The sequence below is a fragment of the Halalkalibacillus halophilus DSM 18494 genome, assembly GCF_000423105.1.
GTDB classification, from domain to species: domain Bacteria; phylum Bacillota; class Bacilli; order Bacillales; family Alkalibacillaceae; genus Halalkalibacillus; species Halalkalibacillus halophilus.
Window position 1 is genome coordinate 130,025 of sequence record NZ_AUHI01000004.1, and the last position, 26,728, is coordinate 156,752.

The following is a 26,728-nucleotide window of genomic DNA, read 5'->3' on the forward strand; positions in this document are numbered from 1 at the left end:
TATAACACTACTTTTCTGGATATGTAGCTCCGCTCAAAATAAAAATAATTCCGCTTTAGGGGGGACCGCTCTCCCCCCCAAAACGGAACTGTCTATCAGTTTTCGAATCTTCCTGGCACCCCTTTGTTACATATAGAGACTCGCTAAAAATATTCCCAAATTTTCTTGATAAATCTCGTCGAATTGACTTAACGGTAATGGGTTCACCCCACGTCCAAGCTCGACTGTGAATCCCGGTCGACGAAAGTCTTGGATAAACCAATCTTTGTAACCTGCATAGCTAGGTACATATTGAATAGGTTGATAACCGCTTACCCGCGCGAATTCGTTTACAATAATCTCTGATTCAGGAGGTTCTAGTCCTTGAAACCCCCAAAAAATCACTTTACCTTGTGTATGGTATGCAAGAGCCATATTAAAATTATTTTGCGAAGTTAATTCAGCTATAGCGATTGATTCTGGTTCTGTTAAAGGAGCGTAACCAGGAAAATTTCTTGGAGCTGGTTCCTTAGGTTTAATTGCTGCTTCTTCCTCCCATAAAGCTGGATATTGATTGTTTAAATCTACCCCTCTAATATTCGCTTTCCACCCACTAAAATCATAGCTATTATTATTTATGGAAAGTGCGTCACTTCGAAATGGTTCCTCTTCAGGTAAACCATTTATAACTAAATCAACTCCGTCTGGATTCACCATTGGCACGATCGATAAAGTAGTGGTGTTATAAAATGGAAACATAGATAAGCCTCTGATATCACCATTACTCGTTAAGGCGATTAAGTATTCGTTAATTGTCTGCATGAGAATTGGGGAAGTAATCCATTCATTTGCGTGAAAAGATCCATTCATATGAACAACCCTGTCTCCAGTTCCAATTCTTAGCTCGGTTAACTCTTTTCCCATCACAGATTGACCAATTATATTTCTTTTTATAAAGGGATACAATTGAATTAATTTATTGAGATCTGCTTGCAAATTTTGACTAGTGTAAGGGGTATTAACTTGAACAACAGGACTAATAAGAAATTGAGGAATGTTTAGTGTTTGGCCAATGGGTAGATTGTTTGGATTGATTTCAGGATTCATTCTCATTAGCACATCCATATTAATTTGATACTGATTGGAAATGCTAAAGAAACTGTCACCTGAGTTAATAAGATGTTTTTGTATTTCATAACCGGGGATGTTAATTGGTGCTCCAATTTGAAGGGTGTTGTAGGAATAATTAGGATTAGAATCAATTATTAAAGGAAGTGGGATACCAAATAAATTACTGTAATACCAAAAGGATTCACCAGCTCTAACATTTAGCTCCATTTTAAAGAACCACCTTTCCTATTTATTCATATGAAGGGGATGCAATGGATTATGAACTAATTTATAACAAACAAAAAACCATTGATTAAATTTGGGAACTTAATCAATGGTTTGATCGTATTATAGTGTTTTTTTAGCAGTCTGCTGAAGAGGGTCCCACACACTATTAAAGGGAGGGGCGTAAGAAAGGTCTAGAAGTAATAAATCAGTTGTCAATAATCCTTGGTATAAGCAAGTTGAAATGACATCAAGTCGTTTATCCACTCCTTTTGTACCTATAACTTGGCCCCCTAAAAGTCTTTTAGTAGAGTTTTCATAAATTAATTTAATCTTAATCCAATTTGTTTCATCATAATAATTTGCTACTGGATTTGAAGTTTTTGTTACAGAGGTACAGTCAAACCCTAGTTCACGAGCTTCTTTTTCAGATATTCCTGTTCGACCAATATCAAGTCCACAAAACTTAAGAATGGAGGCTCCAACTATTCCAGGGAAAGGCATCCTCGTTCCACTCATATTCAACCCAGCTACCATGCCTTGTTTATTTGCATGTGTTCCTAAAGGGACTAGATCATTCTTCTGTTTTATTAAATGGTACTGTGTCGCACAGTCTCCTGCGGCATAGATATTAGCAATATTAGTTTCCATATAAGAATTAGTAATGATCTCGTGACGATCCCCTTTATGTAAAGAAGAAGGGAGAAAACCTGTATTAGGTGTAATGCCAACATTAACAAAAGCTATATCGGTTTGGTACGTTCCTTGATCCGTCCTAACGGCACTAACTGCTCCTTCTCCTTCAAAAGCTTCAACTGATTCATCGAATATAACTTCAATGTTGTGGTTTTTTGCTTCTTCAAGGAGTAAATTAGCCATATCCTCGTCTAATGGGTTCATTAGTTGAGAACCCCTTTGAATAATTCTTACATGTAAGCCACGTTCTATTAAATTTTCAGCTAATTCTAATCCAATAAACCCGCCACCAATAATAGTAGCTTGAGAAGCTTCTGTCGTTCTTAAATAATGCATTATATTTTCTGTGTCAGGAATGGTTTTCAATGTAAATATACCGTCTAATTCGTTACCTTCCCACTCAGGTTTCTTTGGTTTTACACCAGTTGCTATAAGTAAGCGGTCATAGTGAACCTGGAATGATTCACCATTATCTAAGATGGTCCCAGAAACAATTTGGTTTTGCACATCTACGTTAGTTACCTCATGAAAAACACGGGCATCGATCCCAGCTTTTTCTCTAAAAAAATCAATAGATCTTGCAATTACAGCTTCTGTCGATTCAACAGTTCCACTCACTACATAGGGTAGGCCGCATTGTCCATAGGAGTATATGTTTCCTCTTTCAAGCGTAATTACTTCATCATTCTCTGATTTGTTTCGAGTAATTTGCATAGCAGCACTCATTCCTGCTGCATCGCCACCAATAATGACATAACGCATATCACAGTCACTACCTTTCTGATTTATATAATGAAAGCTGAAATTAGTTCGCAGGTAATAAACCTAAAATGAAAATTATCAAAGAATTACATTCAACCAAACCTTACCCTTTCGTTCTCTACCCAAAACAAAAGCTTACATTGATATAGTAATCAACGTAAGCTTAAAAGTTTATTCAGGCTTTTTATCAATATTAACTTGGTGAGGGAAAGGAATTTCTATTCCTGCATCATCTAAAGCCTCTTTGAGACGTTTGCGAAGTTGTCTTTCCACACCCCACTGTTCCATTTTCTTCGTTTGAGCTATAACACGAAGGACTACATCAGAGTCACCTAAACCTTGAACTCCGACTACATCCGGACCTTCAATTACATTTTCATTAGAAGCTGCCACTTCATCACAAACACTTTGCATCACAGTGATTGCTTCATCGATATTATCATCATAGGAAATTCTGAGGTCAACCAAGGCTCTCATATTTCCGCGAGTATGGTTATTTACTACATCAATATTACGATTTGGAATGAAGTGGAGTGTCCCATCAAAACCTCTAACTTGAGTAGTTCTTAGACCTAATTCTTCCACTATTCCATCTTGACCTGCAGCGGTTATATAATCATCAATATCAATCTGCTTTTCAATAAGGATGAAGAAACCAGTAACTACATCACTCACTAACCCTTGTGCACCGAAACCAACAGCAAGTCCTACAATACCTGCACCAGCAATGACTGGCGCGATAGGAATTCCAAGTATTCCCAAGAACATGACTAAGAAAACAAATAAAAGGACATAAGTGTAGACGTTGATAATTAAGTTTTCTAATGTTTTGCTTCTGCCTTCACTTAATTTTTGACGCTTGGCAACTTGCCCCATCCCAGACTTAATTGCTTTTTTCCCAATTGGAGCAATAATAATAAATACAATTAAAAGTAATAATAATTGTGCACCAATAGCAATGAGGGAATTGAATAACCCTTCCCAATTTACAGCAAAATCGAACATCATTCGATCGCTCCTTTCTCTTTTTATATATTACAGTATAAACTTTTGTAAACAATCCAACAATGTTTATAAAGGTTTTATAAAACTTTGTAGAAAATTGTTTGAAGCTTCGCGGAAGTTTGTTATAATTTTTATTGGTTTTGTAAAAATACAATAGATAAACTATTCGGAGGGATTTTCATGGCAGAACGTATGGTAGGTAAACAAGCTCCAAGATTCGATATGGATGCTGTTATGCCTAATAAAGAATTTAGTAAAGTTACATTAGAGCAAAATATGAAAGAAGATAAGTGGACAGTATTATTCTTCTATCCAATGGATTTCACATTTGTATGTCCAACAGAGATCACTGCAATGTCTGATCGTTATGACGAATTTGAAGACCTAGATGCAGAGGTTATTGGTGTGTCTACAGATACCATTCACACACACTTAGCATGGATTAATACAAATAGAGAAGATAATGGGTTAGGTGATTTAGCTTATCCATTAGCAGCTGACACAAATCACCGCGTTTCAAAAGAATACGGTGTGTTTATAGAAGATGAGGGAATTGCGCTTCGCGGACTTTATATTATAAGTCCAGAAGGAGAACTACAATATCAAACAGTGTTCCATAACAACATTGGTCGTGACGTTGATGAAACACTACGTGTACTTCAAGCACTTCAAACTGGTGGACTTTGCCCAGCAAACTGGAAGCCAGGTCAAGAAACTTTATAATATAACATTGTAATGAAAATTTGTGATTTATTTGAGAGAAGATCTAATGTTGGTTAGATCTTCTTTCCTTACTATTTAAGGTTAAAAGAAGGAGCTTTGATGATGAAACTAAGAACACCAATGCCAGAATTACCACAGGCTACAAAATGGTTAAATGGGGAAGTATCAAGAGAAGAACTAATTGGTAGTAAGCCTACACTCATTCATTTTTGGTCAGTAAGTTGCGGTATGTGTAAAGAAGCAATGCCACAAATTAATGAATTTAGAGACCAATATGCTGATGAATTGAATGTAATTGCAGTTCATATGCCTCGTTCTGAAAAAGATCTAGATTTGGATCAAATTGAAGAAGTGGCGAAGGAACATCATATTTCTCAACCTATTTACATTGATAATGATCATCAACTAACAGATGTTTTTGAAAATCAATATGTTCCAGCTTACTATGTGTTTGATGAAGAGGGGACACTACGACATTTCCAAGCAGGTGGAAGTGGAATGAAGATGTTAGAAAAAAGAGTAAATCGTGTATTAGGTAATAAGTAAAACTGTGTAAGCGTACGCTTCTGTTTATAAACGGAAGCGTAATTTTTTTACATTGGTAAAAATTTTAAGATTTTATTTAGAAAATTTGAGCAAAGGGGTAGAATTTTATTTCGTAACCCGATATATTTAGATAAGCAGATATTTCAATACATAAAAGAAAGAGAGGGATTGCTATGGACGTATTTAAAAAGCTGCAGCAATATTATTGGCCTTATAAAAGATATTTTATCTTATCATTGATAGGTATGTTTATTGTGACACTTGTAACAGTTGTTTACCCAATTGCTATACAACAAACAATAGATAATGTAATGACACCGGCTGATTTCACTTTATTACCATATATCATTATAGGTTTTATCCTATTAATGATCATTAAATCAGTTGCAATCTATTACCAGCAATACCTTGGAGATCTATTCGGGATCTCTTCTGTTTATTTAGTAAGAGATGATTTGTATAAAAAGTTACAGCGTTTATCATTTAAATACTATGATAATGCGAAAACGGGTGACTTAATGTCAAGGCTAACAGCTGATGTGGAAGGGTTTAGGTTCTTCTTATCTTTTGGTTGTGCCGAATTGTTAAGAATCTTATCCCTTGTGATTGTAAGTTTGGGTGTAATGTTTTATTGGTCCATCCCAATGGGCTTAGTAACAATGTCTGCAATGCCTTTTCTTGCAGTTTCGGTATATATGTTTGATAAAAGAGTGCACCCGGCATTCCGTGGTATTCGTAAATCATTTGGACGTATGAACACTCGCGTTCAGGAAAATATCTCTGGGATGAGCACGGTCAAATCTTTATCTCGTGAGGATTTTGAAATAAGCCGTTATGAAGATAAAGGGGAAAACTACAGAGATCATTACTTAAAGACTGCTGGAATTTGGGCAAAATATTTTCCTTTCATGGAAGCAGTCGGTAATTTCTGTGTTGTAGCCTTATTAGCTTTTGGTGGTTACCTTGTTATGCAAGGCCAATTGACAGTTGGGGAACTATCCGCTTCCTTTATATTGGTTTGGTATATCGTCGGACCACTTATGAACTTCGGTTTCGTAGTGAATATGTTCTCTCAAGCAAAAGCATCTGGAGAACGTTTATTGGAAATTTTGGAGTCTGATTTGGAAATTGAAGATTCCAAACGTCCTGAAGGGGAAGAAATTAAAGGTCATATTACATTTAAGGATGTAACATTAACATATGTAGAAGATGATGATGAAGCATTGAAAAACGTTTCATTTGATGCGCCACCAGGTAAAATTATTGGCTTAATTGGAGCAACAGGTTCAGGGAAAACAAGTATTACTCAGCTGATGACTCGCTTTTATGAACCTGAAGCGGGAGAAGTACTAATTGATGGTAGATCTGTGAGTGATTTCTCATTAAAAGATTTACGTAAAGATATCGGTTTTGTATTACAAGAGCCATTTTTATTTTCAACTACGATCAAAGAAAATATTTCATATGGTAATCCGGAAGCTACACAAGAGGAAATTGTTCAAGCTGCAAAGTATGCACAGGCTCACGAGTTTATTTTAGAAATGCCTGAAGGATATGATACGGTTCTTGGTGAAAGAGGAATGGGACTATCTGGTGGTCAAAAGCAAAGAATCTCTATTGCTCGAGCACTACTCATAAACCCGAATGTTCTTATTTTGGATGATGCGACTTCTGCTGTTGATATGCAGACAGAGTTTAGAATTCAAGAAGCATTAAAAGAAGTGATGGATCAGAAAACTACATTTATTATCGCTCACCGTATCTCCTCTTTAAAACACGCAGATGAAATTATCGTGTTAGATGAAGGGGAAGTAGTAGAACGCGGTAAGCACGAAGAATTAATAAATAATGAAGGCACCTATAAACGAATTTATGATATTCAGTATCAAGACCGAGAAGCAATATTAGGTAAAGAAGTGAAACAACACGTGTAAGGGAGGGAAATATATGGCTACCGAAGCAAAAAAGAAGAGTCCTCATTTAAAGAGGTTTCATTACACCCAGGATGTAGCAGTTGATAAGCCATTTAATTGGAAGCAAATGGTCAGGTTAATGACATTTGTTAAACCATATGCGAAAACCTTATTACCAATTGCAGTAATCGCAATGCTTATTTCAACGGCAGTTCGTTTAATTGTACCAGTTTTAGTTGGTACGTATGCAATTGGAAGTGTAATACCAAGTGAAGATATCAATTGGTTGATACAACTTATTGTGGGTATCATTATCTTGTACATTTTAAGTTACATTGGTAACGTAGTGCGGATTAAGTATGTCAATTTACTAGGGCAAAATGTAATTTATGATTTAAGGAAAAAATTATTTGCTCACGTTCAGCGTTTATCGAACCGATTTTTTGATAAACGTTCGGCGGGTAGTATTATTGTCAGAATTATGAATGATATTAATTCTCTTCAGGAGATTTTTACGAATGGAATTATTAATCTCTTGATGGACGTAGTAATGTTAGTGAGTATTATTGGAATATTACTATATTTAAGCCCACCACTCGCTCTTGCAGTGATGATCATTATTCCGATTATGTTCTATATTTCAACGAAACTTCGTAAGAACATACGCCGGTCGTGGCAAGATGTACGAATTCAGCAATCACGCTTGAATTCTCACTTAAATGAAAGTATGCAAGGCATTCGTATCACTCAATCGTTTGCACAGGAAACGGAAAACACGGAGTACTTTAATGGTGTAAATACCGACAATTATGATAGCTGGAAAACTGCAACTCGTAAAAGCGCAATGTTTCGACCGTTTGTTGAAATGAGCAACGCTTTCGGAACGGCTATTTTACTTGGTGTTGGTGCGTTATTAATTATTAATGGAACAGTTACCGTTGCAACGTTTGTAACCTTTGCATTATTTATAGGTATGTTCTGGGAACCAATCTCTAGACTTGGTCAAATGTACAATCAATTACTTATGGCGATGTCAGCATCGGAACGTATTTTTGAATTCCTAGATGAAGAACCGAATGTAAAAGAAAAAGAAAATGCAATTGAACTTAAAGATATTGAAGGTCATATCGTATTTGATCAAGTAGAATTTGCGTACGACGAAAAACGTAAAGCGCTTCATGAGATTTCACTTGAAATGAAGCCAGGGCAATCTGTAGCCATGGTTGGTCATACTGGCTCTGGTAAAACAACTATCGCTAACTTAATCAACCGATTCTACGATCCTACAAAAGGTTCTGTGAAAGTAGATGGTTATGATCTAAGAGATGTTCGTTTAGATGACTTAAGACAACGAATCAGTGTTGTTTTACAAGATACTTTCATCTTCTCAGGTACCATTATGGAAAATATTCGTTTTGGCCGTCCTGATGCTTCAGATGAAGAGGTAATAGAAGCGGCTAAAGTAGTTGGAGCAGATGAATTCATTCAACGTCTAGCTGAAAGTTATGAAACAGAAGTAGAGGAACGTGGGAACATCCTTTCTGCTGGTGAACGTCAGTTATTATCTTTTGCACGTGCTTTACTAGCTAATCCAAGAATAATTATTTTGGATGAAGCTACAGCTAGTATTGATACGGAAACAGAAGTTAAAATTCAAAAGGCGTTAAAACGATTGCTAAAAGGAAGAACGTCCATTATTATTGCTCACCGACTTTCAACTATTCGTGATTCAGATAACATCATTGTGCTCGAACAAGGAAACATTCTAGAACAAGGGAATCATGATGAATTAATGAAACAAAAAGGGGAATATTACGAATTGGTAAAATCCCAGTTTCAAGAGAATGCATAATAAAAGACAGCCTCAGGTATAGAGTTATATAAGAGCTAGCCTCCATAATGAGTCTAGCTCTTTATATTGTTACCGACTTTTTCGATAGACTGTGATAAAATATGGATTGAATTAGTAATTGGCACTTTTAGGAGGTAGAAGATGGAAAAGAACACATACGCAGTAATTGGTCTAGGACGATTCGGAGGCAGCATTTGTAAGGAATTAGGAAAAGAAGGTATGGAAGTGTTGGCTGTGGATGTAAGTGAAGAAAAGGTTAATGAGTATAAAGAGATTGCTTCACACGCAGTAATTGCTGATTCAACGGATGAAAATGCATTGAAAGATTTAGGGTTTAGAAATATTAATCACGTCATTGTAGCAATTGGTGATAATATTCAAGCTAGCATGTTAACTACGTTAATATTAAAAGAGTTAGGAATTAAACAGATTACTGTAAAAGCGCAAAGTGATTATCATGAAAAGATTCTTTATAAAATCGGTGCAGACGAAGTAGTTCACCCGGAACGTGACATGGGGAAGCGGATTGCACATAGTATTATATCAAGCAACATCTTAGATTATTTAGAGCTTTCAGATGAGCATAGTGTAGTAGAGGTAAAAGCTGGAGATAAAATGCACGCGAAAACTCTGATAGAATTAGATATTAGAGCAAAATTTGGGTGTAACGTCGTAGCTATTAAACGGGGGAGAGACATTAATGTTTCCCCGATGGCACATGATGAAATTGATCGTGAGGATATATTAATTGTTATTGGTTCGGATAAGGATATCCACCGATTCGAGAAAGAATTAGTGATTGAAGACTAATAGAGTTTTACTTATATCGCAATATAAAAAAGTCCAAACTGGTTAACCAGCTTGGACTTTTTTGTGCTATATAGGATAGGTTTGACGTTTTATACTTCCATTATAATAGGTAAAATCATTGGACGACGTTTTGTCTTATCATATAAGAACGGTTGAATGGTATCTGTAATTTCATTTTTAATTTCAGACCATTGGGTTGTTCTTCGTTCCATCACTTTATCAAGATGTTCTGAAACCAACTTCTGTGCGTCCTTGATTAAGTCCCCAGATTCTCTCATATAAACGAATCCTCTAGAGATGATATCTGGACCGGAAGCGATTTTGAATTCTTTCATGTTAATACTTACTACAACAATTACAAGACCTTCTTCCGATAAAATTCTACGATCTCGTAAAACAATATTTCCAATATCACCAATACCGCTACCGTCAACATAGACGGAACCAGAAGGTATCTTCCCTGCAATTCCAACTTTGTTTTTACCAATAGCGAGTACATCCCCGTTATCCATGACAAAGCTGTTCTTTTGCGGTACGCCACATTGTGCGGCGAGCTTCGTGTGCTCAGCAAGCATACGGTATTCCCCGTGAATTGGCATGAAATACTGTGGATTCATAAGACGAAGCATTAACTTCTGTTCTTCCTGTCCACCGTGTCCAGATGTATGGATATCGTTTAGAGATCCGTGAATGACGTTTGCACCAGCACGATACAATTTATTAATATTTTGATTAATACTAATTGTATTACCTGGAATAGGTGACGAGCTGAATACTACGGTATCATCTGGTTGAATTTGAATTTGTCGGTGTGTTCCATTTGCTATTCTTGATAATGCAGCAAGTGGTTCCCCTTGAGAACCTGTACATAATATAACAATTTCATCACTCGGATATTTGTTAATTTGATTAGGTTCAATGAATGTTTCTTTAGGTGCACGAATATAATCAAGTTCTTGACCAATTCGTATTGCGTTTTCCATACTTCTTCCAAATACAGCTATTTTACGACCATCTTCAACTGCAGATTCAACTACTTGTTGTAATCGATAGATGTTAGATGCAAAGGTAGCAAAAATAATTCTGCCTGTTACTTTATCAAAGATTTCACGAATGCTTTCTCCGACTTTTCTCTCTGATAGCGTAAAGCCTGGAATTTCACTGTTTGTGCTGTCAGATAATAGACACAAAACACCTTCTGCACCTATTTCAGCCATTTTAGTTAAATTAGCAGGTTCTCCTACAGGAGTGAAATCAAACTTGAAATCACCTGTCTGTACGATATTTCCTGGAGGAGTCTTCACTACAATACCAAATGAATCTGGAATGCTGTGTGTTGTACGGAAGAAAGAAACGGAAGTCTTTCTAAACTTAAACACATCATCTTCATTAATGTCATGAAGTTCAGTGGAACGCAGCAATTTGTGCTCATCTAGCTTGTTACGTAATAAACCGAGAGCTAATTTACCAGCATAAATTGGTACATTAATTTCTTTTAATAAAAATGGAATTCCACCAATGTGGTCTTCATGTCCGTGGGTAATGAAAAGACCTTTAATTTTTTCTTGGTTTTGAATTAAGTACGTGTAATCAGGAATAACATAATCAATTCCTAGTAATTCATCTTCTGGGAACTTGATCCCTGCATCAATAAGAATAATTTCATCTTGGAATTGGACACCGTACATATTTTTTCCGATTTCTCCAAGACCACCCAATGCAAAGATTGCTACTTGATCATTTTTTACAAACTTCATTAGGTTACACGCTCTCAATCTTAAAGTCTTCAGATTTTTTCTCATAAGCTAAGTGTGCGTCACTTAGCTCCTGAACACTTTCAATGTTAATATTGCGGTCTTTTAGTTTTGCACGGACTTCACGTTTACTTTCTGCATCTACATACATTGCTCTTGTTTCTTCTCGAACTGGTGCTTCTTCACCATGTTCTTGATATAATACTTTAAAAACCATTTTTTTCTCTCCTTGTTAAATTAATTTCTACGTCTCGTCCCTATCCGTATAGCTATATTTAATGCAAATGTGCATTATAAACAAAATCAAGTTTTTATTCCTTCTCTGGATTTAAGTAGCTTCCTTAAACGCTTCTTAATTTTCTCTTTAATACGCTTCAACATTATATCATACATCTCCTTCCATAAGATATATTAGGAAATCGTATGAATGCAAGTTTATTAAGGTTAGGTGTGATCGTCTAATTATTTTTTACTTTACATATTTATTATATACTTTTACAAGAGACAATTAAACTAATTCCACTTAAAAAAGTGCTGTTGTGATGGACTTTTAAAGGTCTTCTAGTGGTGTTGCGTCAGTTGGAGGGTTCATTGGGTTTTCTTCATCTATATAATCATAGAACATAACCCCATTTAAATGATCAATCTCATGTTGAAAGACAATTGCTGCGTATCCCTTTAGTCGTAACTTTTTTTCGCTACCATCTAACAAAGTAGCTTTTACTGTGATCCGCGCATACCTTGGAACAATACCAGGTACATCTCTGTCAACGGAGAGACAACCTTCCCCATTAGGTAAGTATGTTTTTTCAACCGAATGACTAACGATTTTAGGGTTGAATAATCCATAACTATATTCTCTATCGCGATCATCCGTAAAATGGACGGCGATCATTCGTTTAGAAATACCCACTTGTGGGGCAGCAAGTCCGACCCCTGCTCTTAAATTATATTTATCTGCGAGCTCTTCATCTTGACTGTTTTTTAAATACATAATCATTTTTTCAAGGTTTTCTTTATCTTCATCTGTTGGAGGAATGGAGACTTCCACAGCTTTCTCTCTTAAAATATCTGCACCTTCACGAACAATCTGATCCAATGTAATCACGTCTTTTGACATCCTTTCTATCTAACCGTTCATCCATAATATTTTCTATTTTTACAGTTTATCATATTTTTTATTTTCTTCGTAAATGATCCATACTTTTGATTATTATATTGTGTTATAATAACTTTTAGATTAAAAGGAACGATCTAGACATAGGAAGAGGGGTTACTGGATGAAAAGGTTGTTTTTATTAGGAGTTATTGGGTTTATTACAGTTCTTTTAGTGGCATGTTCTGATGACGGTCAAGCTGCTGAGAACATGTATGAACATTTAGAGAACTCTGTAGAAATTGAAAGCGGGTTCCATGAAGCGCAAGAAGAACTTGTAGGAATAGAGCAAGAAGAGAATGAACTTTATAATCAAATGATTGAAGTGAATTCTGAAGAGCTAGAAGAGGTTGAAGGTATTGCAAATGAAGCCTTGGAGTTATCTGAAGAACGTAAGCAGTTAATGGAAGATGAAAAAAATAGTATTGATGAAGCTAAAGAAGAGTTCGATCAAGTTGAATCTTATGTAGAGGATTTAGAAGAAGAAGCTCAACCTGCTGCAGAAGATATGATTGCAAAAATGGACGAACGTTATGAAGCTTTTCAAGGTTTGTTTGACGCTTATATGAATTCTATAGATTACGATCAGGAATTGTATAATATGTTAACCGATGAAGATTTAGACGGGGAGTCACTTGATCAACAAGTAGAGCAAGTGAATAGTAGTTATGATGAAATCACAGAAGCACAAGAAACATTCAATGAGTATACAAATGAATTTAATGACTTAAAAAGAGAATTTTATGAAGCTGCAGAATTAGAAGTTTCTTTCTCAGAGCAGTAAAATAAAGTGCATTGGACCTATTGGGCCAATGCACTTTTTTAAATAGAACAATCATTTGAAGTTTGAACTGTTATAATACAGATCGTGTGATTAACTAATACAGATAGAGAAAACAGTAAGTATTTTAATTTATCTAACATTATTCATTAAGCAATTGAATTATCTGTTTGACTAGTTAATTATAAATAAGATAAACTGATGATATGGAATTGTTGTACTAATCAAATTGGTTATTTCTTATGTAACAGTTACTATGATTAATATGCTACATTATTGGGTACATATAAGGTAGGTATGTACGTAAGGAATAATTGAATTGACTTTAAGAAGAGAGGATAGGTGACGTTAAGTGAGTTTTAAAAATCCACTTGAAAAGATTGAAGACAAATTTGAAATGATTCAGATTTTAGATGAAAATGGGAAGATTGTAGATGAGGATAATGTTCCCGATCTTTCTGATGATGACTTAGTAGAATTAATGAAGAGAATGGTTTACACAAGAGTTTTAGACCAACGTTCGATAGCCTTAAATCGTCAAGGTCGTCTAGGTTTCTATGCACCTACAGCAGGACAAGAGGCTTCTCAACTTGGAAGTCACTATGCTTTAGAGAAAGATGATTTCATTTTACCAGCATATCGTGATGTGCCTCAGTTAATTTGGCATGGACTACCATTATACCAAGCGTTCTTATTTTCACGCGGACACTTTCATGGTAACCAAATGCCCGACGATGTAAATGCCTTAAGCCCACAGATTATTATTGGTGCACAGATTACACAAGCTGCAGGTGTAGCAGTTGGAATGAAGAAAAAAGGTAAGGAAAATGTAGCAATCACGTACACAGGTGACGGCGGTGCTTCACAGGGTGATTTCTATGAAGGAATCAACTTTGCTGGTGCTTATCAAGCTCCTGCTATTTTTGTTGTGCAAAATAATCAGTTTGCAATTTCTGTTCCAGTTGATAAACAGTCTGCAGCTAACACAATTTCTCAAAAGGCTGCCGCAGCAGGAATACCAGGATTCTTAGTAGATGGTATGGATGTTTTAGCTGTTTACCAAGTAACGAAAGAAGCCCGTGAGCGTGCTATAAACGGAGACGGCCCTACGTTAATTGAAACAATGACGTACAGATATGGTCCTCACACTATGGCTGGTGATGATCCAACTCGTTATCGTACAGACGATATGGATGATGATTGGGAGAAAAAGGATCCAATCGTTCGCTTCCGTAAGTATTTAGAAGAGAAAGATTTATGGTCTGAGGATCAAGAAAATGCAGTAGTTGAAAAGGCTAAAGAAGAAATTAAAGCTGCAGTTAAAAAAGCAGATAAGTACGATAAGATGAAAGTTACAGATTTGATGGAAAATATGTATGAAGAACTTCCTGCTAACTTACAAGAGCAAATGGAAGAGTACAAAGAAAAGGAGTCGAAGTAGAACATGGCACAGATGACGATGATTCAAGCAATAACGAATGCATTGCAAACAGAGCTTAAAAATGATGAAGATGTTCTTGTTTTTGGTGAAGATGTTGGCCAAAATGGCGGTGTATTCCGTGCTACAGAAGGTTTACAAGAAGAGTTTGGAGAAGAACGAGTATTTGATACACCATTAGCTGAGTCAGGCATCATTGGTATGGCAGTTGGTATGTCTACACAAGGGGTTCGTCCTGTACCTGAGATACAATTCTTCGGCTTCGTTTTTGAAGCAATGGATGCAGTGAGTGGACAAGCAGCGCGTTTTCGCTACCGTTCAGGTGGAAGGTGGCACGCTCCAATTACGATTCGTTCTCCTTTTGGTGGAGGTGTACACACACCAGAGTTACACGCGGATAGCTTAGAAGGATTATTTGCCCAGCAACCAGGTTTAAAAGTTGTTATTCCATCAGGCCCATATGATGCGAAGGGATTATTAATTCAATCGATTCGTGATAATGATCCTGTCATTTTCCTAGAACATATGAAGTTATACCGTTCGTTCCGTGAAGAGGTTCCTGAAGAGGAATATACACTTGAATTAGGAAAAGCAGAAACAAAGCGCGAAGGTAAAGATATTACATTAATTGCTTATGGCGCAATGGTTCACGCTGCATTAAAAGCTGCAGAAGAATTAGAAGAAGAGAATATCCAGGCTGAAGTAATTGATTTACGAACTATTGCACCAATTGATGTAGATACAATTATAGAGTCAGTTAAGAAGACAAGTCGTGCAGTTGTTATTCAAGAGGCGCAGCGAAAAGCAGGAATTGCAGCTAGTATCGTTTCTGAAATTCAAGAACGTGCTATTTTACACTTAGAGGCTCCTGTCTTACGTGTGACAGCTCCAGACACAGTATATCCATTCTCAGAAGCAGAAGAGATTTGGTTACCTAATCATAAAGATATTGTAGAAAAAGCTAAGGAATCAATAAACTTTTAATCAAACTATTTAAGAAGAATAGGAGGGAAAGATTGTGGCATTTGAATTTAAACTCCCTGATATTGGTGAAGGTATCCATGAAGGTGAAATAGCAAAATGGTTTATTAAAAAAGGTGATGAAATTAAAGAAGATGATGTGCTTTGTGAAGTTCAAAATGACAAAGCAGTTGTTGAGATTCCATCACCCGTAGATGGAACAGTAACGGATGTATTAGTAGATGAAGGTGAAACTGCTATAGTTGGAGACGTAATCGTCAAAATTGATGCTGAAGGCTACGAGGACGACGATGACGATTCGAGTGAAGAGGAAGAATCTTCTTCAGATCAAACAAAAGAAGACTCAGATGATGAATCTGAAGAGAAAAAAGAAGAAAAAGAGTCTGATAAGAAAGACTCAGAAGAAGATCAGAAGAAGCAATCTTCAGAAGACTCCTCAGAAGAAGATGATGGTAGTCGAGTAATTGCGATGCCTTCTGTACGTAAATATGCACGTGAACAAGAAGTGAATATTCAAAAGGTTTCTGGAAGTGGCAAAAATAATCGTGTACTAAAAGATGATATTGATCAATACCTAAGTGGAGATCAGGAAGAATCTAAATCTTCTACTGAGGAAAGTAAAGAGCAGTCAGAAGATAAACAAGAGAAGAAGCAACCTACAGAAGGTCAATATCCTGAAACTCGAGAGAAAATTAGTGGAGTTCGAAAAGCAATTGCTAAAGCGATGGTTAATTCGAAACAGACAGCTCCTCACGTTACGCTTATGGATGAAGTTGATGTAAGTGAGTTAGTTTCGCATCGTAAGAAATTCAAAGAAATTGCAGCAGAGCAAGACGTTAAACTGACATTCTTGCCTTATGTGGTTAAAGCACTTGTATCAACGCTTAAGAAGTATCCAGTTCTTAATACATCTTTTGATGATGATACAGAAGAATTAATTCAAAAACATTATTATAATATTGGAATTGCAGCGGACACCGACAAGGGTCTAATGGTTCCAGTTGTTAAAGATTCCGATCGTAAATCAATCTTTGAAATTTCATCGGAAATCAACGAGTTGGCAACCAAGGCACGTGATGGTAAACTATCTTCAGAGGAAATGAAAGGAGCATCAAGCTCTATTACGAATATCGGTTCTGCAGGAGGTAAATGGTTCACTCCGGTGATCAACCACCCTGAAGTAGCTATTCTAGGCATAGGCCGTATTAGTGAAGAAGCTGTTGTTCGTGACGGAGAAGTTGTTGTAGCTCCAGTATTAGCACTATCCTTGAGCTTTGATCACCGTATTATCGATGGTGCAACAGCTCAGCACGCAATGAATCATGTAAAACGTTTATTGAATGATCCACAATTAATTATGATGGAGGCGTAGATTATGGTAGTAGGAGATTTTCCAGAAGAAGTAGATACTCTTGTCGTTGGAGCAGGACCAGGTGGTTATGTAGCCGCTATTCGTGCCGCTCAAATGGGACAAAAAGTAACAATTGTAGATAAAGGAAACTTAGGTGGCGTTTGTCTTAACGTTGGGTGTGTTCCATCTAAAGCACTAATCGCTGCTGGTCACCGTTATGAACATGCGACAGGATCAGATGATATGGGGATTACAGCAGAGAATGTTTCTGTAGATTTCTCTAAAGTTCAAGAATGGAAAGGTTCAGTAGTTGAAAAACTAACTGGCGGAGTAGAAGGCTTACTAAAAGCAAACAAAGTTGATATTGTAAAAGGTGAAGTATACTTTGTAGATAAAAATACAGTAAAAGTTATGGATGAGAAGAATTCACAGACGTATAAGTTTAATAATTCGATCATTGCTACTGGTTCTCGTCCAGTTGAATTAAAGCCGTTTCCTTATTCTGACCGTGTAATTGATTCCACAGGTGCATTAGAACTTGATGAAATTCCTGAGAAAATGGTTGTAATCGGTGGCGGTTATATTGGTACGGAGCTAGGTAGCGCTTATGCTAGCTTTGGAACAGAAGTGACCATCTTGGAAGGAACAAAAGATATTCTAGGTGGATTTGAAAAACAAATGACTCAACTTGTTAAAAAACGCTTGAAGAAAAAGGGAGTTTCTGTTGTAACAGAAGCAATGGCTCAAGGCGTGGAAGAAACGGATGATGGTGTAAAAGTAACGTATGAAGAAAAAGGGGAAGAGAAAACAGTTGATGCTGATTATTTACTAGTTACTGTTGGACGTCGCCCGAATACAGATGAAATTGGTTTAGATGAAATTGGTGTTGAATTAGATGACAACGGACTAATCAAAATCGACAAACAGTGTAAGTCAAGTGTAGATAATATCTATGCAATTGGAGACATTGTGGAAGGACCACCACTAGCTCACAAAGCTTCTTACGAAGGTAAAGTAGCAGCTGAAGCAATTAGTGGAGAGAAAAGTGAAATTGATTATCTTGCAATGCCTTTAGTAGTATTCTCAGATCCTGAATTAGCAAGTGTAGGTTATACAGAAGCTGATGCAAAAGAAGCAGGATATGATGTAAAAGCTTCTAAGTTCCCATTCGGAGCAAACGGCCGTGCACTTTCTCTTAATGACTCAGAAGGTTTCGTGAAAATGATTACGCGCAAATCTGATGGTCTTGTAATCGGAGCACAAGTTGCTGGACCAAATGCAAGTGATCTAATTGCTGAATTAGGTTTAGCAATTGAAGCTGGAATGACAGCTGAAGACTTAGCACTTACTATTCACGCTCACCCAACATTAGGTGAAACAGTGATGGAAGCAGCTGACGTTGCAATTGGTATGCCAATTCACACAACTTAATAAAATTGATTCTAAATCAAATGTAGGGGTGCTCCTTTAGGGGTGCCCCTGATTTATGTTATATGTTCTTGGTATAATCGTCGTTCTCATAAAAATAGCAAAGTCGTCACCCTGATTAGAAACGCATATAAATCATTGGGCTTGGTATTCTATTCCTTATATGCATACCTCAAAACTATATTAATTATAAAATAAAAGAGAGCTTAGGATTTAAATCCTAAGCTCTCCTTTTTATAATTCGTCTCTTTTTCGCCTTTTTAAAGGATAGTTTCTAGCTTCTTCTTTAAACGCTTTGACTAATGAGAAGATAATCATCAGCAGGATAAAGACAAACGGGAAAGCTGCAATGATTGACGCGGTCTGTAGCGCGCCTAGTCCTCCTTGCCATAAAAGCACAGAGGCAGTAGCAGACTGTACGATTCCCCATGCCATCTTAACTCTTAGTTGAGGATTAAGACTTCCACCAGTCGTTTGCATTCCTAATACAAACGTAGCAGAATCGGCAGATGTAATAAAGAACGTACTAATTAATAAGATCGCAAGTAAAGTTGTAATTAAAGAAAATGGATAACTTTCTAATACTGTAAATAAAGCGCCTTCTTCACCGATCTCTCCAATCACAGAGTAGACATCCATGTTCTGATGGTATTCAAGAGAAATCGCAGATCCACCAAATACTGAGAACCATAAAGCACCGAATACGGTAGGTACTAGTAATACCCCAATTACAAATTCCCTTACTGTTCTACCACGTGATACTCTTGCTATAAACATGCCTACAAACGGAGCCCACGCAATCCACCAAGCCCAGTAAAAGATTGTCCAACCCTCTAACCAATCCGTATCCTCTGCACTAAATGGTGTGGTACGAAAACTCATAGAGGGTAAGTTTTGAATATAACTACCAAGAGAAGTTGTAAAAAAGTTCATGATGAAATTCGTTGGACCAGCAAATAACAGGAAAAGTAAAATAACAAACATTAGGATAATATTTGTAGTGCTTAAATACTTAATCCCTCTATTTAAACCGGTTAATGCTGATAACATAAATAATACTGTTACAATACCAATGATGATTAACTGTTGGGTAATCGTGTTCTCTAAGTTATCTGAAACAAATCCTAGACCGCTGCTTATTTGTTGTGCACCTAAACCTAGAGAAGTTGCGACACCGAAAATTGTTGCAAACACTGCAATTACATTTACTATTGTGCCATAGCCACCATTCATTCGTTCACCAAACAATGGTGTTAATGTACTGCTAATTAACCCTGGTGCATCCTTTCTAAATTGAAAGTAAGCCAAAGCTAAAGCTAAAATCGCATAAATTCCCCAAGGGTGCAGCCCCCAATGGAAAAAGCTATATCTCATAGCGACGCGAGCAGCTTCATCATCATCCCCTACACTAAATGGAGGGGAATTATAGTGAGACAATGGTTCTGCAGCTCCCCAGAAAACAAGACCTATCCCCATTCCTGCACTGAATAGCATTCCGAACCAGGTGATATAGTTATACTCTGGTTGATCGCCGTCTTTTCCTAGCACAATATTTCCATATTTAGATACAACTAAAAATATAGCAAATATTAAAAAGGCTGTTGCACTTAAAAGGTAAAACCAACCAAAATTTGAAACAAGTATTCCTTGAATATTTTCTGTAACGTTATTTAAGTTTCCATTTGGTAAGAGACTTTCAGGAAGCACTCCCCAAATAATAAATAGCAGTGCAATAACTAAAGAGATATAAAATACTCTTGTTACTGATTGCTTCATAATAAATTCAATCCTTTCTATTTAACTCAGAGGTCTTGAATAGGATGTTAATAAATATAATCTTCTATTCAATATGCTATTTCAAAAAAAGCACATCCCCTAGAATATAAAAACACACCTCATTTTGCAATGAATTAAATAGAACTATTAAATTTCTATAATATAGAATTATCTGACACGAATTTAATAATTAAATTTTTTTTGTAAAATCGTGTAGAACGGACTATTCACATAAGAATTAAGTGTTATATAATGTAAACAATACATATTGAGGGGAGTCATTAAATGAAGAAGCTTTTAGTCACCATGCTTATTTTCATTTTGGTGTTATTTGTTGCTTGTAGTGATGAAGATGCACAAGAGGAAGAAAATGAGCAAGAAGAAACAGACACAGGAGAAGTAGAAGACACAGAAAGTACGGAAGAAGAAACAGATTCCGGGGATAATGAAACAGACGAGAATGAAGAAGAGCATAGGGAGGAATCTTCAGAAGAAGATTCAGATGAAGATACAGACAGCAGCGAGGCCACAGACACTTCTGATAGTGAAGTGGAAGAGGAAGATATAGAGCCTCAATATGAAATGACAGATCACTGGTCATTTCGTCCAATCGAAGATGCAGATCCAAATGTCGTTCTTTTAACAATCGATGATGGTCCTGACGGTGATTTTCTAGAAATGGCAGAAAAACTTAAAGATATGGATGCTTCTGCAATTTTCTTTGTTAATGGTATTTTTATGCAATCAGACGAATCTCGTGAGATTGTTAAACAAATCCATGACATGGGCTTCCACATTGGAAACCACACGTATAACCATCAAAATTTACAAGAAGTATCTGAAGAAGAGCAACGTGAAGAAATAATTAGCTTAAATGAATTGATTGAAGAAGTGATAGGAGAGAAACCTGAATATTTTAGAGCACCTCATGGAGCTAACACGGACTATGCTAAGGAAGTAGTAGAAGAAGAAGGCATGCTATTAATGAACTGGTCCTATGGCTATGACTTTATGGAAGGCTATATGGAAGAAGAAGCACTAGAAGATATAATGGTTAATACCGAACTATTAACGAATGGTGCAAATCTATTAATGCACGATCGCCCTTGGACAAATGCTGCGTTAGAAGGAATTGTTGAGGGGTTACGAGAACAGGGATATGAGATTCTAGATCCAAACTTAATACAAAAATAAGTAGAAGAAGGTGAAGATATACTTCATCTTCTTTTTTTAGTGTTAGATAATTATTAATAATTTTACGTTCACCTATTGTATTAATTAGTATGTCATATTATAATGTTTATAACATACTAAAACTAATGCAAAGGGGATTTGTAAATGGGTACAATTCTTTGTTCTACCTGTCAAAAGGTCATTGATGTATTTGATGTAGAAAAGGTTACGGTATTATATAGTACACATTGTTCTTGCGAAAAACCTAAAAAATAGTAATACGAAAAACAACCTAATGAAATCATATTAGGTTGTTTTTCTTTTTAATAGTATGGCACTTTCGTCAACCTACACAACAAATTAGCTAATTAAGCTTTCTGCATTTAAATTGAATCATGTTAAAATATCTGTATGATTTTTATAAAAGGAGGTAATTAATAGTGACCCATACTAAAATTACGAAATTATTAAATATTGAAGTTCCAATTATCCAGGGTGGGCTAGCGTATTTAGCTTACGCTGAACTGGCATCTGCAGTTTCGAAGGCTGGTGGACTCGGTCAAATTACTGCTATGAGTTTGAATAATCCTGATGAGCTTAGAGCTGAGATACATAAAGTTAGAGAAGTGACAGATCGGCCTTTCGGAGTCAATTATGCGATCGGCCAACAGCGCCGCCCTTTTGAAGATATGGTGCAAGTTGCAATAGATGAAAAAGTACCTGTCATTTCAATAACAGGGGGTAATCCAAAGCCCGTTATGGATATGGTAAAGGGGACTGGTATTAAAGTGCTTGTTTTAGTCGCAGCAAAAAGACAAGCAATAAAGGCAGCTGAATTGGGAGCAGATGCTATTATGGTCGTTGGGCAAGAAGGTGGGGGCCATATAGGGAAAGATGACATTGGAACCTTTGTTCTTACCCCAGAGGTGGCAAATGCAGTGGACGTCCCTGTAATTGCTTCAGGGGGTATTAGTGACGGTAAGGGACTCATGGCTGCATTAGCCTTGGGGGCAGAAGGAATCGAAATGGGAACACGTTTTATTGCCACTAAAGAATGCGTCCATGCCCACGAACTTTATAAACAAGATTTGCTTCAGGCAGATGAGCAATCGACTGTGATTATTAAAAGGAGCATAGGACAACCGGCAAGAGCTCTAAAAAATACATGGACGGAACGAATATTAAAATTAGAGCAGGAAGAAGTAGGTTATGAAGGTTTAAAAGAATTAATTAGTGGAAATGCAAATAAAGATTATATTTATGAAGGTTCAACCGACACTGGTTTTGGATGGGCAGGGCAAGTATCTTTGAGAATAAACGAAGTACCTTCTGTGCAAGATTTGTTTGAAAAAATAAAAAGGGAAATGAAAATGGTTCAGAAAAAATGGAGCAATATGTAAGGAGGGTTTCTGTGGATTATCATTACCCAATCGATCCAGATTGGACAACAGAACAAGTATTAATTGTAATAGAGTTTTTTAATAAAATAGAAGCGGCGTATGAGGATAAAGTTTCTTCAAGTGAAGTAATTCAAGCTTATAATCAGTTCAAAACAGTGATCCCGGCAAAAGACGAAGAGAAGCAAATGTTTAAATCATTTGAAAAACAGACAGGATATGTTCCTTATAAAGTAGTAAAAGAAGCCAAAGCAGAACCAGACAATTCTGTGTTTCATATGTAGTAGAAAAAGAGCATATTTTATGACATGAAATAACCTTTTGGTTTTAAGTCATAAAAATATGCTCTATTTTAGATTTGTTTTAGTTAACAGAGACTTGCTTGGTTAGGTTATAAAGTTCCATTAACTTTTGATACGTCTTCTGGCACTCTTCTACAAAAGCATCTCCATCTTTTAAAAGTTCTGAATCTCTATTAAATGTTTGACCGCAAAGAATTTCCGCCTTTTTTACATTTTCAAGACGATCAACTAATTCATCAAACTTTCCATTTTTCATTTCCTCATGTGAAAAAGTTTCTGGAATAGTATGATCCTTTGACCATTCATAATGATCGGGTATTTTAGTTAGAATTTCATTTTTATTTTCTTTTAATTCTTTTGCAAAGTCAGTTTTAATTGGACTTTCATAAATAATAGCAAACCAAACAAATACATGAGACTCCCACATTCCGATTTGAAAATGGGGTAACTTTTTATATCCTCTTTTGCTACTTGCTAAAGCAGCCCATGTGTCATCTGGTGGATTCTTTGTTCTACGAGCATGTTTTGCTACGTGTACGTACATTTCATCTCCAGCTAGAGCAGAAATGTTAGGTTCAACTGCGTTTGCAATTGCTTCAAGTTTTGGAGAAACACGACTACGTAGCGCATCCATTCTTTCGTCCAATCCATCAATGTGAAATACGTCGAAATCTTTTTGATCAAACCCTTGAAAGTTTGTCATGTCCTCACCTCATTTCAATAGTCCATTCCATTCTAGCACAGTAATTCATGTTATACTTACAATTAACTTTGTAAGACGAATTTTATTGAATCTAACTTAAAGGAGTAATGATTATATAATGTCAGAAGTTAATAATGCATTTGAACATGCTAAAAAGTGGATACAAGAAGCTGGCGCTCAAATCAGAGAACAAATGAATCAACCGTTTGAAATAAATACAAAAAAAGACCATACAGACTTAGTAACAGAAATAGATAAAAATACAGAGGAATTTTTTATTCATAAAATTAAAGAACATTTCCCTCATCATCAAGTTATGGGAGAAGAAGGTGTCGGCGAAGAGGTTACTAGTTTAGACGGAACCGTTTGGATAATTGACCCGATCGATGGGACCTTGAACTTTGTCCATCAACGACGTTTCTTTGCTATTTCAATTGGTATATATGTAGATGGAGAAGGACTCTATGGATTAATATATGACGTCATGGAGGATTCTTTATATATAGGAATCAAAGGAAAAGGTGCTTATAAAAACGGAGAAAGATTAGCCGCCATTAATCAAGAGCGTACGCTTGAAGACGCCTTAATTGGAATTAATAACTTTTGGGCGATTCCAAATAAAAGATTAGATGAAACTAAAATCCATGAATTAGTAAGGAAAGTTAAAGGAACACGATCGTACGGCTCTGCAGCATTGGAATTTGCTTTTATTGCTGAGGGGATTATTGATGCTTATATCACGATGCGTTTAGCGCCCTGGGACATTGCAGCAGGTAAAATACTTGTCGAAGAAGTTGGAGGAATAACTACGAAAGTCGATGGTAGTGAAATTGATATGCTAAACGGCAATCCCGTCTTATGCTCCAATAAAGCGATACACCAATCCCTTCTTACCTTTATCAAGGAAAAATAAAATGGTTAACTCAGTTACGAGTTAACCATCTATTTCGTTAGTCGATTGTTCTCTATAAGCTTTCTTTAACTTGAAACCATATCCCATTAACGCAAATCCAGCTAAGAAGAATAAGGCTACAAGCAAGTAATTACGATAACTTATGACGATCGCTGTAAGAATGAAACATAATACGACTCCAATAGATATTAATAACATTTTTGCATGATGACTCATATCTTTCACCTCAATAGTTTTAGTGTACATGATGTGACAATTTTTGAAAACATTAATTTTAAACTAGTCAGGGCAGTTAGATTTTAGTAAGATAAAATAGGAACTTGGAGGAGGTCGATTAGCGTGGAGAGTGGAATCAATGAAGCAGAACAACATTTTCGTTATTCTCCGATTGAAGGGTACTTTTTAGTAGATATTGGAGGAGACTTGGGTTTTTGGTTACTATTTTTAACCATTGCTGTATTAGCAATTATTACGTATAAATTAGGTTTCGCAAAAGAATTACCTTTATTGAAATCATTATTAGTTTACATAGTATTAGTGCTTGGTTGTTTCATATTAATAGTATTTGCGATCTTATCACTACCTATTGTTGAAGTGCTAATAGTTGTTGCCTTTATTCTTGGAACTTACCGCTTTCGTTTAGCCAGAGAAAGAAAAACCGATAAATAATAAGAAAACCTGAATGTTAATTAAGGAGTGTACCTTCTATAACGTACAACTTAATTACATTCAGGTTTTTCTTAAAAGCCTGAGTTCAAATCTAATTTAGTAAATCGTCTTCAACTTCTTCACGATATAGTTTGAAGTTATCATTTTGCCTACGTTCATAAGTCTTTTTTGATATACGGTCATTACAATTATCACAAATATACGTCAGTTTACGTTTTTTGCGAAGTTGTTTTGCTAGTAATGAGAATGGATCAAGCTTGTTTATTTCGTCGCAAAGAATACACTGAGCGCGCATATTTATCACCTCTAAATATGTGTTAGTAACAATTATATCATGTAACGCAAATGAAAATCATTTTAAAATCGCCTACTTTCATGTTTTAAAAATTTATAGTAGGGAAAAAAAGAGTATAAGCAACTTTGAATTTGGAGGGATTTTGCATGGCTAAGAAATATATAGTCTCTTCTGTAGTAGCTGCCGTAACAGGGCTAGTAGCGTACCTAATGGTTGATGAAAACAGAAGAAGTGAAACAAAAAACAATCTAATTAAAGCAAAACAAAAATTAACTGGTGAAAAGGATTTGCCTATTGATCAAGCAGGAAAGCCAGAAATTGATCAATTAGAAAATGCCGATATGGTTTCTGAAGGTTCTCAATTCGGAGTTCAGTATTACAATGAGGTTAAATCCGAAGATGGAGAGCGAACAACATAATTAAAAAAGAACTCCCAATATGGGAGTTCTTTTTTGTCCTGAAAAGAAATTAACTTTTGGGAGGAGTTTCTGGTATATATCTCCCGACCAAATTTGATATTTCGTCAATGATTTGGTCTTGTGGACGTCCATTTTGGATACTGTTATTTATCTCATGGATTCTTGCTCGAATGTCTCCATCTGCTATTACAAATGCATAATGTCCAACTGGGTCATCTTTTAATGCTTCTGCAACAGAAAACTTTATAGTTCCAACACGCGATCGATCTAAACTTTCATCTACGTCGATACCAACTATTGTATAATCTCCAAATACAAGCGCTGTAGCATCATTTACATTAGGAACTTTATTTGCGATTTCTGATAGGCGTTCTGCAGCTTCTTGGTTTGTATGATCATTTGATTGGGTTATTTCCGAATCATTTACTTGTAACAAATTTTCTTCTGTTTCAATGGAATGCTGACCTTGGTTACAAGCGAATAAGAAAATCGTTAGTATCAAAATGAACAACCATTTATATTTTGAATGTATCATAAGAAAACTCCTTTTTACTCTATTGTTTGAATAAAA

General features: G+C 36.1%; 28 protein-coding genes. 17 read left to right on the top strand and 11 right to left on the bottom strand.

Going from position 1 to position 26,728, the window contains the following annotated elements; translation table 11 throughout:
- Window positions 1-126: 126 nt before the first annotated feature.
- The 3 genes from G532_RS0100685 to G532_RS0100695 form a co-directional block, all read right to left on the bottom strand.
- The gene (locus tag G532_RS0100685) at window positions 127-1,317 is read right to left on the bottom strand and encodes a M14 family metallopeptidase (RefSeq protein WP_027963038.1); all 1,191 of its coding nucleotides are present in this window, start codon (window positions 1,315-1,317) and stop codon (window positions 127-129) included.
- A gap of 120 nt (window positions 1,318-1,437) precedes the next feature.
- On the bottom strand, window positions 1,438-2,772 hold the full coding sequence (locus G532_RS0100690) for an FAD-dependent oxidoreductase (protein WP_027963039.1): 1,335 nt from the start codon (window positions 2,770-2,772) through the stop codon (window positions 1,438-1,440).
- 171 nt (window positions 2,773-2,943) lie between these two features.
- Entirely contained in the window at window positions 2,944-3,780 is an 837-nt protein-coding gene (locus G532_RS0100695) for a mechanosensitive ion channel family protein (RefSeq protein ID WP_425402111.1), read from the bottom strand.
- A 177-nt stretch (window positions 3,781-3,957) separates the two neighbouring features.
- On the opposite strand from G532_RS0100695, the gene G532_RS0100700 reads away from it, so the two are divergent.
- The 5 genes from G532_RS0100700 to G532_RS0100720 all read left to right on the top strand — a co-directional run bounded on the left by G532_RS0100700 (window position 3,958) and on the right by G532_RS0100720 (window position 9,621).
- Complete coding sequence (locus tag G532_RS0100700) at window positions 3,958-4,500, top strand: peroxiredoxin (RefSeq protein ID WP_027963041.1); 543 nt, start codon at window positions 3,958-3,960, stop codon at window positions 4,498-4,500.
- A gap of 102 nt (window positions 4,501-4,602) precedes the next feature.
- Complete coding sequence (locus tag G532_RS0100705) at window positions 4,603-5,046, top strand: TlpA family protein disulfide reductase (protein WP_027963042.1); 444 nt, start codon at window positions 4,603-4,605, stop codon at window positions 5,044-5,046.
- Between the two features lie 173 nt (window positions 5,047-5,219).
- Entirely contained in the window at window positions 5,220-6,980 is a 1,761-nt protein-coding gene (locus G532_RS0100710; protein WP_027963043.1) for an ABC transporter ATP-binding protein, read from the top strand.
- 13 nt (window positions 6,981-6,993) lie between these two features.
- Window positions 6,994-8,811, top strand: coding sequence for an ABC transporter ATP-binding protein (locus G532_RS0100715; protein WP_027963044.1), 1,818 nt, complete (start codon window positions 6,994-6,996; stop codon window positions 8,809-8,811).
- A gap of 141 nt (window positions 8,812-8,952) precedes the next feature.
- Window positions 8,953-9,621: a potassium channel family protein gene (locus G532_RS0100720; RefSeq protein WP_027963045.1), complete on the top strand. Its 669-nt coding sequence runs from the start codon at window positions 8,953-8,955 to the stop codon at window positions 9,619-9,621.
- Between the two features lie 89 nt (window positions 9,622-9,710).
- Here the strand turns inward: G532_RS0100720 and rnjA are convergent, their stop codons facing one another.
- The 3 genes from rnjA to def form a co-directional block, all read right to left on the bottom strand.
- Window positions 9,711-11,378: a ribonuclease J1 gene (gene rnjA / locus G532_RS0100725; protein ID WP_027963046.1), complete on the bottom strand. Its 1,668-nt coding sequence runs from the start codon at window positions 11,376-11,378 to the stop codon at window positions 9,711-9,713.
- Window positions 11,379-11,382: 4 nt separating this feature from the next.
- A complete protein-coding gene (locus G532_RS0100730) occupies window positions 11,383-11,592 on the bottom strand; it encodes a DNA-dependent RNA polymerase subunit epsilon (protein ID WP_027963047.1) in 210 nt (69 codons plus the stop codon).
- Between the two features lie 333 nt (window positions 11,593-11,925).
- On the bottom strand, window positions 11,926-12,483 hold the full coding sequence (def, locus tag G532_RS0100735) for a peptide deformylase (protein WP_027963048.1): 558 nt from the start codon (window positions 12,481-12,483) through the stop codon (window positions 11,926-11,928).
- A gap of 172 nt (window positions 12,484-12,655) precedes the next feature.
- Between def and G532_RS0100740 the strand changes: the two genes are divergently transcribed.
- The 5 genes from G532_RS0100740 to lpdA all read left to right on the top strand — a co-directional run bounded on the left by G532_RS0100740 (window position 12,656) and on the right by lpdA (window position 18,513).
- Window positions 12,656-13,315: a YkyA family protein gene (locus tag G532_RS0100740; protein WP_027963049.1), complete on the top strand. Its 660-nt coding sequence runs from the start codon at window positions 12,656-12,658 to the stop codon at window positions 13,313-13,315.
- Between the two features lie 394 nt (window positions 13,316-13,709).
- Complete coding sequence (gene pdhA / locus G532_RS0100745; protein WP_051189022.1) at window positions 13,710-14,753, top strand: pyruvate dehydrogenase (acetyl-transferring) E1 component subunit alpha; 1,044 nt, start codon at window positions 13,710-13,712, stop codon at window positions 14,751-14,753.
- A 3-nt stretch (window positions 14,754-14,756) separates the two neighbouring features.
- Window positions 14,757-15,734: an alpha-ketoacid dehydrogenase subunit beta gene (locus G532_RS0100750; protein ID WP_027963051.1), complete on the top strand. Its 978-nt coding sequence runs from the start codon at window positions 14,757-14,759 to the stop codon at window positions 15,732-15,734.
- A 34-nt stretch (window positions 15,735-15,768) separates the two neighbouring features.
- Entirely contained in the window at window positions 15,769-17,103 is a 1,335-nt protein-coding gene (locus G532_RS0100755; protein ID WP_027963052.1) for a dihydrolipoamide acetyltransferase family protein, read from the top strand.
- Window positions 17,104-17,106: 3 nt separating this feature from the next.
- A complete protein-coding gene (gene lpdA, locus G532_RS0100760; protein WP_027963053.1) occupies window positions 17,107-18,513 on the top strand; it encodes a dihydrolipoyl dehydrogenase in 1,407 nt (468 codons plus the stop codon).
- Between the two features lie 231 nt (window positions 18,514-18,744).
- Here lpdA and G532_RS0100765 read toward each other — a convergent pair whose 3' ends face one another.
- The gene (locus G532_RS0100765) at window positions 18,745-20,286 is read right to left on the bottom strand and encodes a glycine betaine uptake BCCT transporter (protein WP_027963054.1); all 1,542 of its coding nucleotides are present in this window, start codon (window positions 20,284-20,286) and stop codon (window positions 18,745-18,747) included.
- Between the two features lie 285 nt (window positions 20,287-20,571).
- On the opposite strand from G532_RS0100765, the gene G532_RS0100770 reads away from it, so the two are divergent.
- From G532_RS0100770 to G532_RS0100780, 4 genes are all read left to right on the top strand, one after another.
- Entirely contained in the window at window positions 20,572-21,480 is a 909-nt protein-coding gene (locus G532_RS0100770) for a polysaccharide deacetylase family protein (RefSeq protein ID WP_027963055.1), read from the top strand.
- Between the two features lie 144 nt (window positions 21,481-21,624).
- Entirely contained in the window at window positions 21,625-21,735 is a 111-nt protein-coding gene (locus G532_RS15755; protein WP_084500464.1) for a GapA-binding peptide SR1P, read from the top strand.
- Between the two features lie 161 nt (window positions 21,736-21,896).
- A complete protein-coding gene (locus G532_RS0100775) occupies window positions 21,897-22,859 on the top strand; it encodes an NAD(P)H-dependent flavin oxidoreductase (protein ID WP_027963056.1) in 963 nt (320 codons plus the stop codon).
- 11 nt (window positions 22,860-22,870) lie between these two features.
- Window positions 22,871-23,140, top strand: a complete 270-nt coding sequence (locus G532_RS0100780; protein WP_027963057.1) for a UPF0223 family protein — start codon at window positions 22,871-22,873, stop codon at window positions 23,138-23,140.
- 79 nt (window positions 23,141-23,219) lie between these two features.
- Here the strand turns inward: G532_RS0100780 and G532_RS0100785 are convergent, their stop codons facing one another.
- Window positions 23,220-23,861 (bottom strand): YktB family protein, encoded by a 642-nt coding sequence (locus G532_RS0100785; RefSeq protein WP_027963058.1) that lies wholly within the window; start codon window positions 23,859-23,861, stop codon window positions 23,220-23,222.
- Window positions 23,862-23,979: 118 nt separating this feature from the next.
- Here G532_RS0100785 and G532_RS0100790 point away from each other — a divergent pair, with 118 nt between their 5' ends.
- On the top strand, window positions 23,980-24,774 hold the full coding sequence (locus tag G532_RS0100790; protein WP_027963059.1) for an inositol monophosphatase family protein: 795 nt from the start codon (window positions 23,980-23,982) through the stop codon (window positions 24,772-24,774).
- Window positions 24,775-24,795: 21 nt separating this feature from the next.
- Here G532_RS0100790 and G532_RS14525 read toward each other — a convergent pair whose 3' ends face one another.
- Window positions 24,796-24,990 (bottom strand): DUF5325 family protein, encoded by a 195-nt coding sequence (locus G532_RS14525; RefSeq protein WP_035512340.1) that lies wholly within the window; start codon window positions 24,988-24,990, stop codon window positions 24,796-24,798.
- 123 nt (window positions 24,991-25,113) lie between these two features.
- Here G532_RS14525 and G532_RS0100800 point away from each other — a divergent pair, with 123 nt between their 5' ends.
- Window positions 25,114-25,443 carry a YlaH-like family protein gene (locus G532_RS0100800; protein WP_169513887.1) on the top strand — a complete coding sequence of 110 codons (330 nt, stop codon included), beginning with the start codon at window positions 25,114-25,116 and terminating at the stop codon, window positions 25,441-25,443.
- 91 nt (window positions 25,444-25,534) lie between these two features.
- On the opposite strand, the gene G532_RS0100805 is transcribed toward G532_RS0100800, so the two are convergent.
- Window positions 25,535-25,738 (bottom strand): YlaI family protein, encoded by a 204-nt coding sequence (locus G532_RS0100805; protein ID WP_027963061.1) that lies wholly within the window; start codon window positions 25,736-25,738, stop codon window positions 25,535-25,537.
- A 146-nt stretch (window positions 25,739-25,884) separates the two neighbouring features.
- Here G532_RS0100805 and G532_RS0100810 point away from each other — a divergent pair, with 146 nt between their 5' ends.
- Window positions 25,885-26,157, top strand: a complete 273-nt coding sequence (locus G532_RS0100810) for a hypothetical protein (protein WP_027963062.1) — start codon at window positions 25,885-25,887, stop codon at window positions 26,155-26,157.
- A gap of 49 nt (window positions 26,158-26,206) precedes the next feature.
- On the opposite strand, the gene G532_RS14530 is transcribed toward G532_RS0100810, so the two are convergent.
- On the bottom strand, window positions 26,207-26,692 hold the full coding sequence (locus tag G532_RS14530) for a YhcN/YlaJ family sporulation lipoprotein (protein WP_051189004.1): 486 nt from the start codon (window positions 26,690-26,692) through the stop codon (window positions 26,207-26,209).
- Between the last annotated feature and the right edge of the window lie 36 nt (window positions 26,693-26,728).

Excerpts from the sequence above, each read along its gene's own strand:
- G532_RS0100685 (WP_027963038.1), bottom strand. The coding sequence starts at position 1,317 with ATGGAGCTAAATGTTAGAGCTGGTGAATCCTTTTGGTATTACAGTAAT.
- G532_RS0100690 (WP_027963039.1), bottom strand. The coding sequence starts at position 2,772 with ATGCGTTATGTCATTATTGGTGGCGATGCAGCAGGAATGAGTGCTGCT.
- G532_RS0100695 (WP_425402111.1), bottom strand. The coding sequence starts at position 3,780 with ATGATGTTCGATTTTGCTGTAAATTGGGAAGGGTTATTCAATTCCCTC.
- G532_RS0100700 (WP_027963041.1), top strand. The coding sequence starts at position 3,958 with ATGGCAGAACGTATGGTAGGTAAACAAGCTCCAAGATTCGATATGGAT.
- G532_RS0100705 (WP_027963042.1), top strand. The coding sequence starts at position 4,603 with ATGAAACTAAGAACACCAATGCCAGAATTACCACAGGCTACAAAATGG.
- G532_RS0100710 (WP_027963043.1), top strand. The coding sequence starts at position 5,220 with ATGGACGTATTTAAAAAGCTGCAGCAATATTATTGGCCTTATAAAAGA.
- G532_RS0100715 (WP_027963044.1), top strand. The coding sequence starts at position 6,994 with ATGGCTACCGAAGCAAAAAAGAAGAGTCCTCATTTAAAGAGGTTTCAT.
- G532_RS0100720 (WP_027963045.1), top strand. The coding sequence starts at position 8,953 with ATGGAAAAGAACACATACGCAGTAATTGGTCTAGGACGATTCGGAGGC.
- rnjA (WP_027963046.1), bottom strand. The coding sequence starts at position 11,378 with ATGAAGTTTGTAAAAAATGATCAAGTAGCAATCTTTGCATTGGGTGGT.
- G532_RS0100730 (WP_027963047.1), bottom strand. The coding sequence starts at position 11,592 with ATGGTTTTTAAAGTATTATATCAAGAACATGGTGAAGAAGCACCAGTT.
- G532_RS0100740 (WP_027963049.1), top strand. The coding sequence starts at position 12,656 with ATGAAAAGGTTGTTTTTATTAGGAGTTATTGGGTTTATTACAGTTCTT.
- pdhA (WP_051189022.1), top strand. The coding sequence starts at position 13,710 with ATGATTCAGATTTTAGATGAAAATGGGAAGATTGTAGATGAGGATAAT.
- G532_RS0100750 (WP_027963051.1), top strand. The coding sequence starts at position 14,757 with ATGGCACAGATGACGATGATTCAAGCAATAACGAATGCATTGCAAACA.
- lpdA (WP_027963053.1), top strand. The coding sequence starts at position 17,107 with ATGGTAGTAGGAGATTTTCCAGAAGAAGTAGATACTCTTGTCGTTGGA.
- G532_RS0100765 (WP_027963054.1), bottom strand. The coding sequence starts at position 20,286 with ATGAAGCAATCAGTAACAAGAGTATTTTATATCTCTTTAGTTATTGCA.
- G532_RS0100770 (WP_027963055.1), top strand. The coding sequence starts at position 20,572 with ATGAAGAAGCTTTTAGTCACCATGCTTATTTTCATTTTGGTGTTATTT.
- G532_RS15755 (WP_084500464.1), top strand. The coding sequence starts at position 21,625 with ATGGGTACAATTCTTTGTTCTACCTGTCAAAAGGTCATTGATGTATTT.
- G532_RS0100785 (WP_027963058.1), bottom strand. The coding sequence starts at position 23,861 with ATGACAAACTTTCAAGGGTTTGATCAAAAAGATTTCGACGTATTTCAC.
- G532_RS0100790 (WP_027963059.1), top strand. The coding sequence starts at position 23,980 with ATGTCAGAAGTTAATAATGCATTTGAACATGCTAAAAAGTGGATACAA.
- G532_RS14525 (WP_035512340.1), bottom strand. The coding sequence starts at position 24,990 with ATGAGTCATCATGCAAAAATGTTATTAATATCTATTGGAGTCGTATTA.
- G532_RS0100805 (WP_027963061.1), bottom strand. The coding sequence starts at position 25,738 with ATGCGCGCTCAGTGTATTCTTTGCGACGAAATAAACAAGCTTGATCCA.
- G532_RS0100810 (WP_027963062.1), top strand. The coding sequence starts at position 25,885 with ATGGCTAAGAAATATATAGTCTCTTCTGTAGTAGCTGCCGTAACAGGG.
- G532_RS14530 (WP_051189004.1), bottom strand. The coding sequence starts at position 26,692 with ATGATACATTCAAAATATAAATGGTTGTTCATTTTGATACTAACGATT.